The 16,083-nt window shown below is 73.8% G+C and carries 12 protein-coding genes and 1 pseudogene; 9 read left to right on the forward strand and 4 right to left on the reverse strand.

The genetic code is table 11. From position 1 onward, the window contains the following. Window positions 1-130 precede the first annotated feature (130 nt). The 3 genes from IHE55_RS09100 (at window position 131) to IHE55_RS09110 (ending at window position 4,902) form a co-directional block, all read left to right on the forward strand. Window positions 131-1,015, forward strand: a complete 885-nt coding sequence (locus IHE55_RS09100; protein WP_197988564.1) for a class I SAM-dependent methyltransferase — start codon at window positions 131-133, stop codon at window positions 1,013-1,015. 353 nt (window positions 1,016-1,368) lie between these two features. Further along, entirely contained in the window at window positions 1,369-2,319 is a 951-nt protein-coding gene (locus tag IHE55_RS09105) for a UbiA family prenyltransferase (protein WP_197988565.1), read from the forward strand. Between the two features lie 318 nt (window positions 2,320-2,637). Continuing rightward, entirely contained in the window at window positions 2,638-4,902 is a 2,265-nt protein-coding gene (locus tag IHE55_RS09110; RefSeq protein ID WP_197988566.1) for an MMPL family transporter, read from the forward strand. 91 nt (window positions 4,903-4,993) lie between these two features. Here the strand turns inward: IHE55_RS09110 and IHE55_RS09115 are convergent, their stop codons facing one another. Next, window positions 4,994-5,710: an SDR family NAD(P)-dependent oxidoreductase gene (locus tag IHE55_RS09115; protein ID WP_197988567.1), complete on the reverse strand. Its 717-nt coding sequence runs from the start codon at window positions 5,708-5,710 to the stop codon at window positions 4,994-4,996. 65 nt (window positions 5,711-5,775) lie between these two features. On the opposite strand from IHE55_RS09115, the gene IHE55_RS09120 reads away from it, so the two are divergent. Then, window positions 5,776-6,321, forward strand: a complete 546-nt coding sequence (locus IHE55_RS09120; RefSeq protein WP_197988568.1) for a MarR family winged helix-turn-helix transcriptional regulator — start codon at window positions 5,776-5,778, stop codon at window positions 6,319-6,321. A 162-nt stretch (window positions 6,322-6,483) separates the two neighbouring features. Here the strand turns inward: IHE55_RS09120 and IHE55_RS09125 are convergent, their stop codons facing one another. Together IHE55_RS09125 and IHE55_RS09130 are read right to left on the reverse strand one after the other, a co-directional pair. Then, window positions 6,484-7,818: a protoporphyrinogen/coproporphyrinogen oxidase gene (locus tag IHE55_RS09125; RefSeq protein WP_197988569.1), complete on the reverse strand. Its 1,335-nt coding sequence runs from the start codon at window positions 7,816-7,818 to the stop codon at window positions 6,484-6,486. A gap of 327 nt (window positions 7,819-8,145) precedes the next feature. Next, window positions 8,146-9,765 (reverse strand): AMP-binding protein, encoded by a 1,620-nt coding sequence (locus tag IHE55_RS09130; RefSeq protein ID WP_197988570.1) that lies wholly within the window; start codon window positions 9,763-9,765, stop codon window positions 8,146-8,148. Between the two features lie 634 nt (window positions 9,766-10,399). On the opposite strand from IHE55_RS09130, the pseudogene IHE55_RS09135 reads away from it, so the two are divergent. Both IHE55_RS09135 and IHE55_RS09140 read left to right on the forward strand, forming a co-directional pair. Beyond that, window positions 10,400-11,314 (forward strand): annotated as a pseudogene (locus tag IHE55_RS09135) (4-hydroxy-3-methylbut-2-enyl diphosphate reductase); the annotation flags it as partial. Continuing rightward, window positions 11,311-12,390 (forward strand): polyprenyl synthetase family protein, encoded by a 1,080-nt coding sequence (locus tag IHE55_RS09140; RefSeq protein WP_307826584.1) that lies wholly within the window; start codon window positions 11,311-11,313, stop codon window positions 12,388-12,390. The pseudogene IHE55_RS09135 and the gene IHE55_RS09140, both read left to right, overlap by 4 nt. Window positions 12,391-12,673: 283 nt before the next feature. On the opposite strand, the gene IHE55_RS09145 is transcribed toward IHE55_RS09140, so the two are convergent. Then, window positions 12,674-13,252: a TetR/AcrR family transcriptional regulator gene (locus IHE55_RS09145; RefSeq protein ID WP_197988572.1), complete on the reverse strand. Its 579-nt coding sequence runs from the start codon at window positions 13,250-13,252 to the stop codon at window positions 12,674-12,676. 90 nt (window positions 13,253-13,342) lie between these two features. On the opposite strand from IHE55_RS09145, the gene IHE55_RS09150 reads away from it, so the two are divergent. The 3 genes from IHE55_RS09150 to IHE55_RS09160 all read left to right on the forward strand — a co-directional run bounded on the left by IHE55_RS09150 (window position 13,343) and on the right by IHE55_RS09160 (window position 15,931). Continuing rightward, window positions 13,343-13,789 carry an anthrone oxygenase family protein gene (locus IHE55_RS09150; protein WP_197988573.1) on the forward strand — a complete coding sequence of 149 codons (447 nt, stop codon included), beginning with the start codon at window positions 13,343-13,345 and terminating at the stop codon, window positions 13,787-13,789. Window positions 13,790-14,039: 250 nt separating this feature from the next. Then, window positions 14,040-14,420 (forward strand): VOC family protein, encoded by a 381-nt coding sequence (locus IHE55_RS09155; RefSeq protein WP_197988574.1) that lies wholly within the window; start codon window positions 14,040-14,042, stop codon window positions 14,418-14,420. A gap of 941 nt (window positions 14,421-15,361) precedes the next feature. After that, complete coding sequence (locus tag IHE55_RS09160) at window positions 15,362-15,931, forward strand: hypothetical protein (protein WP_197988575.1); 570 nt, start codon at window positions 15,362-15,364, stop codon at window positions 15,929-15,931. Window positions 15,932-16,083 lie beyond the last annotated feature (152 nt).

The following is a 16,083-nucleotide window of genomic DNA, read 5'->3' on the forward strand; positions in this document are numbered from 1 at the left end:
CCCGGCCCGGCACCCGGGGCATTGGCAGATAACTGCCTGCTCCTGCCCCCGTGCGCGCACTGAATTGCCATGGCAGCGGCGGCCGGCGGATTCCTAGCGTGGGGGGCCGACGAGACGGAAGGGGTGCCCGATGAGCATCGTCGAGAACGCCACCCGGAGCGGGTCCGCGGCCCGGGAGGACCGACCGGCCGGCGCACGCCCCGGGGAACATCCCGGCGAGGGGGCCGGGACACGTCCCGGGGAGTACGTCTTCGACCAGGCGTGGGACCGGGAGTCCGAGCGGCTGCGCACCAACGAGGCGATCTGGGACCCGGGCACCGTCGAGCGCCTGGAGCGCATCGGGGTGGCCGAGGGCTGGTCCGTGCTGGAGGTCGGGGCCGGCACCGGGTCGATCACCGGCTGGCTGTCGGAGCGGGTCGGCCCGCGCGGCCGGGTGGTCGCGGTCGACCTGGAGACCTCCCGGCTGGACTGGCTGCGGGCGCCCAACGTCGAGGCGGTGACCCTGGACATCCGCCACCAGGACCCGCCCCGGGAGGCGTTCGACCTGGTGCACGCCCGGATGGTCGTCCAGCACCTCCAGGACCGGCCCGGTGCCGTGGCACGGCTGGTCCGGGCGCTGAAGCCGGGCGGGGTGCTGTTCCTGGAGGACACCGACTCGCTGCCGCTGTTCCGCAGCGCGACCGGCGAGGACTTCCTGGCGGACGTGAAGGCCGCCGGGTACGGGCTGATGCGGCGCGCCGGACACGAGCCGCGCGGCGGCCACTTCGACCTGGCGGCCGTGCTCGACCTCGGGCTGGAGGAGGTCTCGGCGGAGGGGCGGGCGGTGATGGTGCGCGGCGGGTCCCACCAGGCCCGGCACTACATGCTGTGGCTGGAGTCGCTGCGGTCCCGGCTGCTGGCCCAGGGGCTGCTCGACGAGGAGCGGATCGAGGCGGCGCTGCGCGAGATGGCCGACCCGGCCAACCGCTGGCTGTCCCAGGTGCTCATCTCCACCATCGCCCGCAAGCCGCGCTGAGCCACGCCGGGCCGGGCGCCCGGCCCGGCGCCGCCGCTCCCCGGCAGCCCCACCGCTCCCCACCGGCCACCGGCGGCCTCCCGATGACCGCCCCGGCTCCCCGGCGACCGCCCGCCGCGGCACCCGGGCGACCGTCGCGCCGCCCGCCGCACGGCATCCGGTCACCGCTCCGGCCCGCCCGGCGACCGTCTTCAGCTCCCCGGGCGACCACACCGGCCCCCTCGACGACCGTTCCGGCGCCCCGGGTGACCGTCCCGGCTCCCCCGGGTCACCGCCGTCGTCCCGGCCCGCACCCGGCGCGCCGTGCCGGGGCCCCCTTCCCCCGCCCGAACCCACCGAAAGGCAGCTGTCGCATGTCCGTAGCGAGCACGGTGCCGTCGTCCGACGTCCGAGGACGGCTGAGGGCCTACGTCAAGCTGGGCAAACTCTCCTTCTACGACTACTACCTGAGCGCCTTCCTGGTGTGGAGCGCGCTGCCGGGCCCGCTGGTGTGGGAGGGCCGGACCGCCGGCGTGCTGCTGCTCTACACCGCCGGGTACGTCGGCGTGGTCGCCGCCACCGTCGCACTGGACGACGTCACCGGCATCCGGGACGGCAGCGACGCGCGCAACTACACCCCGGAGACCGGCGCCCTGCGCGACCTGTCCCGCAAGCCGCTGCTGAGCGGCGCGCTCACCGTGCGCCAGGCCGAACTGTTCGGCTGGGGCGCGGCGGTGTGGGGGGCGCTGCTGTGGTCCGTCACCCTGACCGTGGCCCCGCACGCCGCGCCGTGGACGGCGGTGGCGATGCTGCTGGTGCTCGTCACCAACGTGCAGTACTCGTACGGGCTGAAGATCAGCTACCGCGGCGGACAGGAGCTGATCCTGCTCACCCCCGGGCTCGCCGTGCTCCTGCCGTACGCCCTGCTCACCGGTGAGGTGACCGGGCTGATCGTGCTGGAGACGGTGCTGTTCGGCCTGTGGTCGCTGCTGGTGTCCGTCTACTCCAACATGAACGACGTCGCCGGTGACCGGCTGGCCGGACGCCGCAACCTGGCGACCATGAGCAGCGAGGCCGGCTACCGGCGGATCGTGGTCGCCCTCCATCTGCTGGAACCGGCCGCGGTGGCGGTGGCCGTCGCGGCGGGGGCCGTCCCCGGCTGGTTCGCGCTGCTGGTCCTGCCGCTGCTGGCGGGCCGGGCGGCGCAGCTGCGCGCGGGCGTCCTCCGGCGGGACGTGCTGGTGGCGCGGCTGCTGGGCATCCGGCTGCACCGCTGGGGGGTGCCGGTCCTGCTGCTGGCCAACGTCTGGGCCGTCCACGTCTGAGCCGGCGGCCGCGCGCCTCCGGGAGGTCGTCCCGCTCCGGGGCGGCCTCCCTCCGGACTTTCCGCCGGCCCGGACGCCGCACGACCCACCGGCCCCGGACGCCGTAGGGGCCGCCGGCCCGGACGCCGCACGACCCACCGGCCCCGGACGCCGCCACGGCCCGCCGGCCGCGGCACCGGACGACGCACCCGAAATTTCCGGGACAGCTTGCACCACACCCACTTTGCGGTACAGACTGTTCCACACGGCTCGCCAACCTTCGCAACCGACCGCCGCGGGCGGCGTACCGCCCCGCGCGTCGCCGACAGGAGACCCGCAATGCTCGACAGATTAGCCCGTCTGATCCTCCCCCGGCCGAAGAAGATCCTGCTCGCCGTGCTGATCGCGGTGTTGTGCGTGGGCGGCGCGTCGATGGGCCTCACCGACCGGCTGACCATGGGCGGGTACGAGAACGACGACACCGAGTCGGCCCGCACCCAGGCGGTGCTGGAGGAGGAGTTCGGGCAGGGACGGCCCAACCTGACCCTGGTGGTGAAGGACCCCCGGGGCGTGGACGACCCGGCCGTGGCCCGTGCCGGCCTGCGGCTCACCCGGGAGCTGGAGGACCACGAGCACGTCGCCGGCGTCGCCTCCTACTGGTCCCTCGGCAAGGCGCCCGCGCTGCGCGGCTCCTCCGGCGACCAGGCCATGGTGACCGGTACCGTGCTGGGCGACTTCGACCAGGTCAACGACCGGGTGAAGGAGCTGAAGGAGACCTACACCGGCACCGTGCACGGCCTGGACGTCAAGCTCGGCGGCCTGGCCCTGATGAACTACGAGAACACCGAGACGGCCGCCAAGGACGCCTCGCGCGCCGAGGGCCTGGTCTTCCCGCTGGTCCTGGTGGTGCTGGTGGTCATCTTCGGCTCGCTGGTCGCCGCCGCCCTGCCGCTGGCGGTCGCGCTCGCCACGCTGCTGCTGGTCTTCGGCCTGATGTTCGCCCTGACCTTCGTCTTCGAGGCGAACAACCTGCTGGTGAACATCACCACCTTCCTCGGCCTCGGTCTCGCCATCGACTACAGCCTGCTCTTCATCACCCGCTACCGGGAGGAGCTGGCCAGGGGCGCCGAGCGGGACGACGCCATCCGGGCGACCATGCGCACCGTCGGCCGGACCGTCACCTTCTCCGCCGTCACCCTCGCGGTGGCGTTCCTCTCGCTGCTCGTCATGCCGTTCGGCATGTTCCGGTCGATCGCGGTCGGCGGCACCGCGACCACGCTCGCCGCGGCCGCCGCGACCCTGCTGATCGTGCCCGCGCTGCTCGCCTGGGCCGGGCCGCGGATCGACAAGCTGCGGCTGATCCGCCGCAAGCCGCGGCCCGAGGCGGCCGAGGGCCAGGGCTTCTGGCACCGGCTGGCGACCGTGGTCATGCGCCGTCCGGTGCCGCTGGCCGCCGGCGTGCTGGTGCTGATGGCCGTCCTCGCCTCGCCGGTGACGGACCTCAACATGCGGCTGGCGGACGAGCAGATGCTGCCCAAGTCGGCCCGGTCGGCGCAGGTCGCGAAGATCGTGGCCGAGGACTTCAACAACCGCGAGGCGCAGGCGATGCCGGTGGTCGCCCGGAACGTGGGCGCCCCCGCCGAGCGGCAGGAGGAGATCTCCTCGTACGCGGCGAAGCTCTCCGCCCTTCCCGACGTGGCCCGGGTGGACGCGCTCACCGGCACCTACGCCGAGGGCGAGCGGGTCGCCCCGCCCGGCCCGCCGGCGAAGCGGTTCGCCGGGGACGACGCCACCTACCTGTCGGTGGTGCCGGCCGTGGACGGGCTCTCCGACCGCGGCGAGGCCCTGGTGGACCGGGTCCGGGAGGCCGACGCGCCGTTCCCGGTCATCGTCGGCGGCCAGCCGGCCATCTCCGTGGACACCTTCGACCTGGTGGGCGAGAAGCTGCCCTATCTGCTGGGCATCCTCGCGGTGGGCACCTACATCCTGCTCTTCCTGCTCACCGGCAGCCTGCTGCTGCCGCTGATGGCGATGCTGCTGAGCCTGCTCAGCCTCAGCGCCACCTTCGGCTCCCTGGTGTACGTCTTCCAGGACGGCCATCTCCAGTGGCTGGTCGGTGACTTCATCAACACCGGGGCGATCACCTGGACCACCCCGATCCTGATCTCCACCCTGGCGTTCGGCCTCTCCATGGACTACGCGGTCTTCATCCTCTCCCGCGTCAAGGAGGAGTACGACCGCACCGGGGACAACGAACTCGCGGTGGCGACCGGCCTGGAGCGGGTCGGCAAGGTGGTCACCTACGCGGCCGTCATCCTCTCGCTGGTCTTCATCGTGATGATCACCTCCGGCATCAGCTACATGAAGGCCCTGGGGCTCGGCGTCCCGCTGGCGATCCTGCTGGACGCCACCTTGATCCGCGGCATCCTGCTGCCCGCGGCCATGCGCCTACTGGGCGGGGCCTGCTGGTGGGCCCCCGGGCCGCTGCGCCGGCTGCACGACCGGTACGGCATCAGCGAGTCGGCGCCCGCGCCGGCCGGGGCGGGCACCACGGCCCCGGCCGGGACGCAGGAGCGGCGGGAGCGGGTGACCGGCCGGCTCTGACCCCCTCCGCACCCCCTGACGTGGCCGCCCGGGACCCCCGCCCGGGCGGCCACCGGCGCGTCGGCCTTCCGGCCGCCGGGTGCGCCGGGGCCTACCGCGTGGTGAAGGCGCCGCCGTTGACGTGGAGGGTCTGGCCGGTGATGTGCCGGGCGGCCGGGGAGGCGAGGAAGTGGGCCGTGCCGGCGATGTCGTCCACCGTGCCCGCCCTCTTGTTGTGCGTCTCCTCCACCAGCGCGCGGTGACGTTCCTCGCTCATCCCGCCGCGGAAGAAGTTGGTCCCCTCGATGTATCCGGCGGAGATGACGTTGCAGGTCACCCCGTGCGGAGCCAGCTCCGCGGAGAGGGAGGCGTTCCACGCGGCCAGCGCGGCCTTGGCCGCGCCGTAGGCGCCGCCACGGCGCTCGGCGCCGATCGAACCGACGCTGATGACGGATCCGCCGCCGGCGAGCCGGTCCCGGACCGCCTCGGTGGTGAGCACCGCGGTCAGGAGGTTCTGCGCCAGGGCGGCCTGCCACCGGGTGTGCAGCGCGTCCAGGGGCGCTGCGCCGGCCGGGTCCGCCTCGGGCAGTCCACCGGCGGCGTTGACCAGGACGTCCAGCTGCCCGAGGCGGTCGGCGAACGCCGCGACCTGCGCCGGGTCGGTCGCGTCGCAGACGATGCCGCGCACCCCCAGCTCCTCGGCGGCCGGCCCGACGGTGCCGGCGTGACGTCCGGTGATGCAGACCTCCGCCCCGTCGGCGGCGAACCGCCGGGCGACGGCGCGCCCGATGCCGCTGGTTCCCCCGGTGACGACCACGATGCGGGCCATGGATCCCTCCTGACAACCGATACGTTTAGACCTAAACATAGCCGGGACCGAGAGGGAATCACACCGTGGACGACGACGCCGGCGCAACGCCGGATCCGGTGACCACCCGTTCCGCCGCCGAAATCGCCGCCGCCTGGCGGCGGGAGCGACCGGGCACCCCGACCGATTCGATCGAGATCGTCACCCCCATCTGGTGGCTGGCCAAGCTGTTCACCGACGACCGCAACCGGGCGCTGCGCGAGGCGGGGATCGACGCGGCCACCCTCGACCTGCTCTCCGTCATCCGCCGCTCCGGCCCGCCCTACACCCTCAGCACCCGCGAGATCGCCCGGCGGACCCTGGTCACCGCCGGCGCCATCTCCCAGCGCGTCGCCCGGGCCGAACGCGACGGACTGGTGGAACGGGCACCGGCGGGCACCGGCCGCCGGACCGTCCTGGTGGCCCTCACGGACGCGGGCCACGCGCTCGTCGAGCGCTCCGTGGACACCGTGCTCGGCCGGGAGGCCGCACTCGTCAGCTGCCTGTCGGACGCCGAACGCGCCGCGCTCACCGAGCTGCTGGGCAAACTGATGGCCGATGTCCGGCGGCGCACGGCCCGGCAGGAGGACTGACCCTCTCTCGGCCCGCCCGGCCGCGACGGGGCAGCCGCGGGCCGGCTCCGGCAGCACCTCTCCGCCCGGTGGGGCCGGGGCCACGGGACGGGGCCCCGTACACCGCCGTGTACGGGGCCCCTGTCGCACCGGCCGGAGGAACCGGCCGGAGGAACCGCCCGGTCAGCCGTTCGCGAGCCAGGAGTGCACCCGTTCCACCGCGAGCCGCGACGAGGCGATCGCGGCCTCGCTGCTGGGCCGCAGGTACAGCCAGTCGCCCGCGTACTCGACCGGCCGGGCCGCCCGGCGCATGAACCGGCCGCGCAGCGCCAGCGCCTCCGGCCGTGCCTCCGGCAGACCGTGGCGCCAGCGGGTCACCTGGTGCCCGACGTACGCGGCCCGCATCCCGTCGATGAACCGCTCGCTCTCGTCCAGCACCCGGTCGAGAACCTCCGCGTCGGGCAGGTCGTACACCTCGGCGGCGCGGCGCGGCGAGACCAGCAGGGTGACCAGGCCGCGCCCCGGGGGCACCCGCTCCGGGCACTTGTTGTGCTCGGCGGTGCCGCCGGAGAGCAGCGAGTCCTCGTCGGGCGGCAGGACGAAGGCGTACAGGTGCGGCTGGCCGGCGGTGCGCCGCGGTTCCAGCGGCCGGTCCAGCATCACCCCGACCCGGATCATGGTGGTGAAGGTGGACGCCGCCAGGAACGCCCGCTCCTCCTCGGGGACGCCGCCGTGGAGTCCGGCGGCCACCGGGGCGGGCACCGCCAGCACCGCGGCCCGGGCGGTCACCGCGGTGCCGCCGTCGAACGTCAGCCGTACCCCCTTGCCGTCCCGCTCCACGCTCCGCACCGCCGTGGACAGGTGCACCTTGAGGCGTTCGGCGAGCACCCGGGCCATGGTGTCCTGGCCGTCCCGGTAGGTCTGCCAGCGGAAGATGCCCCGGGTGCCCTGCATCAGCGCCAGCATCGGCGCCGCCGCGTTCCGTTCGGGCAGCCAGCCGAAGGCGGCCGAGGCGACCGGGCCCAGGCACCGGTCCACCAGCTCGTCCCCGTACCGCCTGCCGAACTCGGCCAGCGTCATGCCGCCGTACACCGAGTCCTCCGGCCGCTCGGGGTCCACGGCGCCGCGCCCCCGTCCGGCCAGCAGCATCCGCACCAGCTGCGCCCGGCCGCGCCAGCTGAGCCCGGCGCCCGTCAGCACCGACCGGGGGTGGCCCACCCACGGGTGCGTCCGGCCCTGCCGCCACAGCCCCACCGGGTGCTCGATGCGGTGCAGCATGCCGCGCCGCTGCAGGCCCAGCTCCTCGATGAACTCCCAGGTGGCGGGGTAGCCGTACGGGCTCAGGGTCTCCGCGCCGCGGTCGATGGTGTAGCCGTCGATGCGGGCCGAGCGCATCCGTCCGCCGGGTTCGTCCTCGGCCTCGAAGACCTCCACCCGGTGGCCCTCCCGGGCCAGCCGGTGGGCGGTGGTCAGTCCGGCGATCCCGGCGCCGATCACGGCGATGTCGATGTCGGTCACTGCTCTCCCCTCTCGGGCGTGCGTGCGGTGTTCCTCGATGCCGGGGGCGCGCCGCCGGGGCGCGTTGGGACGTGCCGGGCCCCGGCGGGCCGCGCCGGGACGCGCCGGGGACACGGGGGAACGCGCCGGGGACGCGGTGGGACGCCCGGCCGTCCTCGCCGCCGGACGGCCGCCGGGCGGCCGGAGCGGGGCGGGGACGAGTTCGGGCCGGCGGTCGGCCCGCACCGGCGTCCGGTCCGGACCGGACGGGCCCGAACCCGGCGAACGGCCCGGCGGCCCGACCCGGCGAACGGCACGGCCCGTCGCGCGGCCCGTCCCGGCGGCCGGTCAGGTCCAGCGGCCGGTACCCAGCGCCTCCTTGGTGCCCAGCACCTGTTCGCGCAGGTCGAGCCGGCGCACCTTCCAGGTGGCGGTGCGCGGTACCTCGTCGAACGGGACCAGGCGCGGCTCGTCCAGCTCCGGCAGGCCGCGGGTGGCGGCCCGCCACTCCTCGGGGTCGAGCCGGTCGTCGCTCATGCACAGCACCGGGACCGGCGGCCGTCCGGGCACCCCGAGCACCGTCACGTCCGAGGCCCGGGGCAGCCGGTCCAGCAGGATGCTCTCCAGCTCGATGCCGCTGGTGCCCGGGATGATGTCCACCTCCCGGTCCACCAGCTTCAGCCGGCCGAACCGGCCGCGCTCACCCACGTCCCCGGTGTTCCACCACTTGCCGCGGACCTTCTCCCGGTGGCGGTCGGACTCCCCCAGGTAGTCCAGGCAGCGGGCGCGGGTGGCGGCCATCAGCAGGCCCGGCCGGCCCCGGCCCACCGGCCGCCCGGTCTCCGGGTCCACCACCTTGACCCGGGTGAGGCCGGGTGAGGGCCAGCCGATGTCGCTGGTGACCGAGGAGTCCTCGGACAGCTTGCGCATCCGGCCGCGGGTGAACAGCGTGAAGCACATCGGCCCGACCTCGCTCTGGCCCCAGCCCTGGAGCCAGACCGGGAAGCGGCGGCGGGAGGCGCCCAGGAAGGTGCGGACGGTGCGCGGGTGCACCGCGTCGAAGGTGCCCACGTAGAGCCGGACCCGGGCGAACAGCCCCGGGCGGTCCAGGGCCAGCTGCTCCCACCGCTGGAAGACGTTGGGGCAGGCCTCCAGGGTGGTGGGCCGGAACGCGTCGATCATCCGCTCGGCGGTGTCCGGGTCGTGCCGGGAGATGGCCACGATCTTCTCCGGCGCCAGCACGAACTGCCCGGTGAGCCAGGAGACGGACCGGCCGTGCGCGAAGGAGATCGAACTCGCCGCGACGTCCCGGTGCTTGCTCGCCAGCACCGGGAACCGGATGCGCTCCATCACCGCCACCCCGTCGAGCAGGGTCTTCGCCGAGTGCACCACCAGCTTCGGGGTGCCGGTGGTCCCGGAGCTGTGCATCACCAGCATCGGCTCGTCCCGGCCGCCGAGGCGCGTCGGCGGGATGTCCGCGCCGTCCAGGTCCGCCAGGGTCAGGGCCCCCTCGGGGGTGCCCTCGCCGGGCTCCCCGAGCAGCAGGACACGGGTCCGGGGACCGGCCGGCACCACCCCGGCCGCCGCCGCGCGGGCCAGCGGCCCCGGCGAGACCACCAGCACCGAGGGGTCGAGCCGCTCGATCATCCGGCGGTGCGCCTCGGGCTTGTTGACGGCGGAGATGGTGGCGGGCAGGGCACCGATCCGGGCCGCCGCCGCGGCGGCCACCACCATGTCCAGGTGGTTCTCCTTGATGATCGCCACCCGGTCGCCGCGCCGCGCCCCCGCCGCGTAGAGCCGGGCCGAGAAGTCGCGGACCAGCCAGGCCAGTTGCTCCGCGGTGTACCGCACCCCGCCGTCCGGCGCGATGTCGAAGGGCCGGTCGAGATGGGCGACGGTCTGCCGGGCGGCCTCCGCGTGCCAGTCGAACAGCACGCCCAGATGCCGCGGATGTTTACGGAAGGTCATGTCAGCTCTCCCCATCACCGAACGCCGTTCGTGAGCCGACGACGGCTCGCGGGCCATGACGTTCATCGCCGAAAGAGGGCCCCACGCTAGGAACCGGCGGCATCCGGCAGCCATAGCAATTCGCATGGCAAGCACGGTGCGGCGCATAGCAAGAATCAGCCGCTTCCGGCGGCCCGGCGGCCCCCGCCACCATCGGTGTCCGGCGTCCCTCCCGACCACCGCCCCGACCCGGCCCCGGCCGCGCACCGACCCGATCACGTACCGACCCGGCCGCGCACCGAACCCGCCGGCCCCCGCCCCCGATCGCCGTCCCGGCCCCGTCGCCCCGCCCGTCCTCCCGGCCCGGCCACCGCCGGCTCCGGCCCCGTACGCCCCGGCCGGGATCACGCCCCGGTCCGCGGGCACGCCGCACGCGCCGGCTCCCGGCAGCGCCCGGCGGGGGACGACGCGCCCCGGCCACGCGCCGGGCCCGCCGGGGCGCCGGCCGCCCGGCCCGCCCGTACCGCCGTCGAACCCCAGGAGAGGCCCGTGAACACGACCCCCCGCCCCGACCGCCCCGGACGCCACGTCCGCACCGGACGCCCCCACCGCCACCACCGCCCCGGACGCCGGCGGCCCGGACGCCGGCAAACGGGTCGTGCTGGCCGAGCCGCGCGGCTTCTGCGCGGGGGTGCAGCGCGCCATCGGCATGGTGGAGCGGGCGCTGGAGCTCCACGGCAGCCCGGTCTACGTGCGCAAGCAGATCATCCACAACGCCTACGTCGTGCGGCAGCTGGAGAAACGCGGGGCCGTCTTCGTCGAGTCCGAGGAGGAGGTGCCCGAGGGGCGGGTGTGCGTGTTCTCCGCGCACGGGGTCTCCCCGGCCGTCCGGGCGAACGCCGCCGCCCGGCAGCTGAACGTGATCGACGCGACCTGCCCGCTGGTGTCCAAGGTCCACCAGGAGGCGAAGCGGTTCGCGGCGGGGGGCCGCACCGTCGTGCTCATCGGCCACGCGGACCACGAGGAGGTGGAGGGCACGGTCGGCGAGGCGCCCGAGCACACCGTGGTGGTGGAGAACCTGGAGGACGCCCGTGCGCTGGAGCTGCCGCCGGACGCGGAGGTGTCCTACCTCACCCAGACCACGCTGTCGCTGGACGAGACCCGGGACATCGCGGCCGAGCTGAAGCGACGGTTTCCCCAGATCAAGGGGCCGGGCTCGGACGACATATGCTATGCCAGCCAGAACCGGCAGAACGCGGTCAAGGAGCTGGCGGCCGAGGCGGAACTCGTCCTCGTCGTGGGCTCCGACAACTCCAGCAACTCGGTCCGCATGGTGGAGGTGGCGATCCGGCACGGTGCCCGGTCGTACCTGGTCAACGACGTCTCCAGACTGGACGAGGGCTGGCTGCGGGGCGTGCGTACGGTCGGCGTGACCTCCGGGGCCAGCGCCCCGGAGATCCTCGTCGAGCAGCTCGTGGCCCGGCTCGCGGAGCTGGGGTACGGCCGGGTAGACACCATCACCACGACCACCGAGGACATCGTCTTCGCCATGCCAGGGAGCCTGCAGTGACCGTGAACGAGAACCCGGACGCCGGCGGGGCCACGGCGGCCGGTCCGCACCAGGAGCGGGCGGCGCTGCTGGCCCGCGTGGAGGAGCGGCTGGCCGGCTTCCTCGCCGAGGAGCGCCGGATGTGGGCAGCGTCCAATCCGGACGCGGTGGAGCTGGTGGACTGCGTGGCCGGCATGGTGGCCAGCGGCGGCAAGCGGCTCCGGCCGTCCTTCTGCGTCGCGGCGTACCTGGCGGCCGGCGGCGACCCGGCGTCCCCGGCGGTGGTGGACGCGGCGGCCGCCCTGGAGCTGCTGCACACCTCCGCGCTCCTCCACGACGACGTCTTCGACGCCTCCGAGCTGCGCCGCAACGAGCCCACCGCGCACATCCGGCAGGCCACGCTGCACACCGAGCGCGGCTGGCACGGGGAGGCCCGGCGGTACGGGGAGAGCGTCGCGGTGCTCGCCGGGAACCTCGCCCTGGTCTACGCGGACCGGCTGATGGCGGGCGCCGCGCGCACCGAGCGCTGCCGCCGGATCTGGGGCGAGCTGACCACCGAGCTGATGGTCGGCCAGTTCCTCGACGTACGGGCCGCCGCCCGCTTCCGGCCCGACCCGGCGCTGGCGCGGTGGATCGCGCTGTTCAAGTCCGGCCGGTACACCGTGGCCCGGCCGCTGGCGGTGGGCGCGGCGCTCGCCGACGGCGCGCCCGGGCTCCAGGAGGTCTTCGAGGAGTACGGTCTGGCGCTCGGCGAGGCGTTCCAGCTCCGCGACGACCTGCTGGACGCGTTCGGCAGCGCCGAGGTCACCGGGAAGCCGGCCCGGCTGGACTTCAAGCAGCACAAGATGACGCTGCTGATGTCCTTCGCGCTCGCCGACGAGCCGGAGGTCCGTGACCTGGTCGGCGACGACCTGCCGGGCACCGACCCCGACGAGCTGCACGCCCTGCTGATCCGCACCGGCATCCGCGACCGGGTGGAGGAGGTCATCGCCGAGCGGCTGAAGGTCGCGAACGAGGCGGTCGCCGCGTCCCTCCCGCCGGCCTGGGCGGCCGAACTCCAGGCGATGGCCACCGCCGCGGTCTACCGCGACAAGTAACCCCTTCCCCGGCCGCCGCCCGCCCCGGGCGCGGGGCCGGGCGGCGGGCCCGTGCCGCCTCGGGCCCGCCGCCGCTCGGAGGTGACCGCCGGGCGCGCGCCGCCGTACGCCGCCGTACGCACGCCGGCCGCGCGCACGCCCGGCACACGAACGCCGCCGTACGGACCGCCACCGGAACCGGGCGTGCGGCCCCGCCGGGCCCCGGCGTGCGGCCCGGAAGCGGCGCCATCGGCGGGCGGCCGGGACCCGGGGGCCCCGGCCGCGTGACCGCCGGAGCGGTGCGTCAGACCATGGCGAGGCGGTCCACCAGCAGTTCCACCCTCGGCCCGGCGTCCTCCGGCAGCAGCCGCCCCGCCCGGGTCAGGGTCGCGATCCCGTGCAGGGACGCCCAGAACACCTCGGTGAACAGGCCCGGGGCGACGCCGTCACCGGCGACCTCGTCGAGGGTCTCCAGCAGCGCGGCGAAGGCGTCCTTCAGCGGCTCGGGGGTGTCCTCCTGCGCGTACGCCAGCCCGCCGTCCAGCTGGAACAGGGCATCGTAGACGGCCGGGTTGCGGGTGGCGAAGTCGAGGTAGGCGCGGGCGAGGGCGGTGACCCGCTCGCGCGGACCGTCCGCGGCGGCGGTCGCGGCCCGTACCGCGCCGGCCAGCTCGGTGGCGCCCTGGAGGGCGACCGCGCCGATGATCTCCCGTTTGCCACGGAAGTGGCTGTAGAGGACGGGCTGGCTGTACTCGATCCGCTCGGCGAGCCGGCGCGTGGTGACCGCGTCCCAGCCCTGCTGTTCGGCGAGTTCACGGGCCGTCGCCACGATGAGGCGCTCGCGGCTCGCCCTTTCCCGCCGTTTGCGTTCCTGTACCGACATGAGGCGATTCTAGCACTGCTAGACAATCGAGCGATAGCAGTGCTAGCGTCGCATCGTCAGCTAGCAACGCTAGGCACCGGAGGGGTCATCGTGCTCAGCACACTCGAAGTCGTCACCACCGTGATCGTCGGGCTGATGGTGGGGGTGGAGTTGTCCGTCTCCTTCGTCATCAACCCGATCCTCAACGCGCTCCCCGAGGACAGCGCCCAGCTCGGCCACGCCCACGGAGGGCGGATGCTCGGCGCCGCGATGCCGGTCTGGTACATCGGCTCCCTCGCCCTCATCGTGGCCTGGGCCGTCGCCGGGTGGCAGCACGACGGCGCCGGTCTCGTCGCCACCGCCGGCGGACTGCTGGTCCTCAGCGTGATCATGTCGGTCCTGCTGCTCGTCCCGATCAACAACCGGAACAAGACGTGGACGCCCGAGAACCGGCCCGCCGACTGGAAGGAACAGCTCGACCGCTGGAACCGCTTCCACTACGTCCGCGTGGCCGTCATCACCGCCGCCTTCGTCCTGCTGGTCAGCGCTCTCGCCTGATCCCGGGCCGCCCGCCCCGCACCGGCTCACCCCCGTACCCCGACGGCTCGGTTCCGCCGGGGTACGGGAGTGAGCCCGCGGCGCCGCGCCGCGGCCGGCGCCTCCGGCCCGGTGGCCACGTGATCGCGAGAGGCGCGGAAATCACTTCGCCCCGCCCGCCCCGCCCGGTACGGTCGCCGGTGTTCTCACCCAGGGGGCCACGGGAGATGCGTGCGTCCCCGGCAGTTCCGTCCGAAAGCAGGTTCCGTCCATGGCGTGCCGTATCAGTGAGCTGGTGCTCAAGTGCCACGACCCCGAGGCGCTGGCCCGGTTCTGGTGCGAGATCCTGGACTTCGTGGTCCTCGACCGCGAGGCCGAGGTCTACGTCGAGATCGGCCCCCGCGAAGGATTCGGCCGCCCGCAGCCGACGCTCTTCCTCATCCGCGACGAGGACCCGGCGAACGGGCCCACCCGGCTGCACATCGACGTGAACCCCACCGACCGCGACCAGGACGCCGAACTGGAGCGCCTCCTGGCCGCCGGTGCCCGGCTCGTCGACATCGGCCAGCCCGCCGACGCCTCCTGGCACGTCCTCGCCGACCCCGAGGGCAACGAGTTCTGCCTGCTCAAGCGCCGCCTCCCCCCGCTCTGACGCCCTGCCCGGCAGCTGGCCGAACGGGGCGTTTTGCTGTCCGAGGCGGGGCTACCTGCGATTGCTCTTACGCGCGGGGGTGGTCCCGGCTTGAGCGTGGGGGCGCACGTGGGGCAGGCGTACAAGACGTGTCCCGGACTCTCTATGAAGAGCACCGGAGTCGAGGGCGGTCGTCCGAGTCTGGCAGCCGCAGCACATTGCGCTCATGCGTGCACCACCCCCGGCGGTCTGGACGGTACGGAGCCCACTGCCTGGAGTGATGTAGAGAGCAGCCGGGCAGTCGCGCCCGTTCAGCGCTGCGGCGAGTGCTGCACGGCGGTGGTGCCCCCGCTCCCGCTCGGCTTCCTGTCGCTGCCGGGCTTCGTGTACGCGCAAGGGCGGTAGCTGCGGCGCCAGCTTTTTGCCTCCCTGCCGTTCAATCTCGGGAGGGCTCGGGGGTCACCCCCTGGTCGCCGGTCACGAGCGACGGGGCTTCACACGCTCGGCAGCCCAACCACCGGGCTGACGCTTCGCGGTCTCGCGGTTGTGGCAGCTCGTACACAGCGGACGGAGCCGAGACCACGCGTCCGGATCCGGCACGCCCCGAGCCACCAGCGAGCGGCGCGACTCGGGGAAGTGGTCAGCCACCGTGGCCGGCGAGCCGCACAGCACGCACCAGGGATGCGCGTACAGGTACCGCCGACGGATGCGCTGCCACCTGGTCCCGTAGCCCTTCGCCGTGGTCGTCCCGCGCTGCCGCTCGGCTTCCCTCGCATGCTTCGGACAGCGCCCGCCCGTGGTCAGCTCGGGGCACCCGGGGACCGAGCACGGGGGGCGGGGTCTGCCGGGCATGGTGGTCACCTCCAGACGCCGGAGCCTCGCGACATCGAAACGATCACCAACGCATCCGCGCTCGCGACACCAACCCGGTACAGTGACGGTGAACGACGAAAGGGGGTGCGATGGAAGAACGAACCGCGCGGAGCCACGCCGTTCCCAACGAAGTGGCGCGCTTCGCTGAGATTTTCAAAGAAATCTTCATGGCATGCCCTTCCGAGATGCTGTCATTCCCGGCTGACAACATCGGCTTTGCCCCGCCCGACGGTGCGTCAAATCTTCAAATAACCCGCGGGTCTGCAGATGTCGATATCGTCATCGATGACGGCGAAATCCGCATCATCGCTGAGTGCAAAGAGTCACTTGGGCACGCCTTTAAGCGGCTTTGGCAAGCAGCATGGGGGCTGCGCCGAGCGAAGACCCGGGCCGAACGACAGCTTGCTGCCGCCGAGTTCCTTGCCGCGCTGGCCGAACTGAAGGTTCAGCTACTGCAAATAATCGCTCGGCTTCTGCTTCTGTTGCTGTCCCGCGCGCTCGGCCGTAGGCACTCCGAGGATGCACCGGACTGGCAGCCCGAGCCGCTAGACGAGACACCACAAATAGCGCCCCGAGCGCCGAGCACTGCCCTCCCCGTGATCACTTACCGGGGCGGGCACCGTGGCAGTGCGCTGGGGAGCGCCGTACTTGCTGCCTGAGTGACCCGCCGACCGTCAAGGTCGAAGGGTTTGTAAGTCGTGTTTACTCTGCCGGAGAACGCGCCATGGGGCGCATTACTGGCCGTTGCCGTACTCGTCGCCATTCTCGTCTGTGTGGTACTGCTTACGCGGACCCTGTGGCCGCAGAATTC

Origin of the sequence: Streptomyces pactum, from assembly GCF_016031615.1 — a bacterium.
Lineage (GTDB): Bacteria > Actinomycetota > Actinomycetes > Streptomycetales > Streptomycetaceae > Streptomyces > Streptomyces pactus.

Coding starts and splice junctions, on each gene's coding strand:
- IHE55_RS09155 (WP_197988574.1), top strand. CDS start 14,040: ATGGCGTGCCGTATCAGTGAGCTGGTGCTCAAGTGCCACGACCCCGAG.
- IHE55_RS09115 (WP_197988567.1), bottom strand. CDS start 5,710: ATGGCCCGCATCGTGGTCGTCACCGGGGGAACCAGCGGCATCGGGCGC.
- IHE55_RS09130 (WP_197988570.1), bottom strand. CDS start 9,765: ATGACCTTCCGTAAACATCCGCGGCATCTGGGCGTGCTGTTCGACTGG.
- IHE55_RS09160 (WP_197988575.1), top strand. CDS start 15,362: ATGGAAGAACGAACCGCGCGGAGCCACGCCGTTCCCAACGAAGTGGCG.
- IHE55_RS09145 (WP_197988572.1), bottom strand. CDS start 13,252: ATGTCGGTACAGGAACGCAAACGGCGGGAAAGGGCGAGCCGCGAGCGC.
- IHE55_RS09110 (WP_197988566.1), top strand. CDS start 2,638: ATGCTCGACAGATTAGCCCGTCTGATCCTCCCCCGGCCGAAGAAGATC.
- IHE55_RS09105 (WP_197988565.1), top strand. CDS start 1,369: ATGTCCGTAGCGAGCACGGTGCCGTCGTCCGACGTCCGAGGACGGCTG.
- IHE55_RS09100 (WP_197988564.1), top strand. CDS start 131: ATGAGCATCGTCGAGAACGCCACCCGGAGCGGGTCCGCGGCCCGGGAG.